1 protein-coding gene is annotated in these 522 nt (G+C 44.8%); it reads left to right on the top strand.

Annotated elements, in window-relative coordinates; translation table 11 throughout:
* Window positions 1-386, top strand: a 386-nt coding sequence (locus tag HMPREF0666_RS16010; protein ID WP_009013445.1) for a tyrosine-type recombinase/integrase, incomplete at its 5' end; no start/stop codon positions are given.
* Between the last annotated feature and the right edge of the window lie 136 nt (window positions 387-522).

Here is a 522-nt window from a genome sequence, read left to right as displayed (position 1 = left end):
CAGGCAATATATGCCACATACCGCTACTGCCCGAAGCATCTGCCATCATTGAGCGCTACCGAGGTATTCACACTAGGGCGTTCCGTCACGAACCGCCCAAAGGGTATCTGCTGCCCATACCAGGCTGCGACACTGTAAATATCCATCTCAAGAAGATAGCACGGCTTTGTGGTATCACAAAGACACTGACCTTTCACATGGCTCGCCACACCTTTGCTTCGCAGATGACACTCTCTGAAGGCGTGTCTATCGAAAGCGTATCGAAAATGCTCGGACACAGCCAAATAAAGACCACACAAGTGTATGCAGAGACTTCTCCAGAGCGTGTCTTTCGGGATGTGGAGAAGATTATTCCTCTCATTGCACAATATCGTCTGACTAACTAGAAATTATAAGGAATACAAACGATAAAACATACATGGAAAAATGAAAAGTACATTTTCAATTCTATTCTATATAGACAGAAGCAAGACAAATGAGAATAACGAGTGCATTATACGCTGCCGTATCACCTGCAACGGT

It is taken from the genome of Prevotella sp. C561 (assembly GCF_000224595.1).
GTDB lineage: Bacteria > Bacteroidota > Bacteroidia > Bacteroidales > Bacteroidaceae > Prevotella > Prevotella jejuni.
This window is presented reverse-complemented; position numbering and strand designations above follow the sequence as displayed.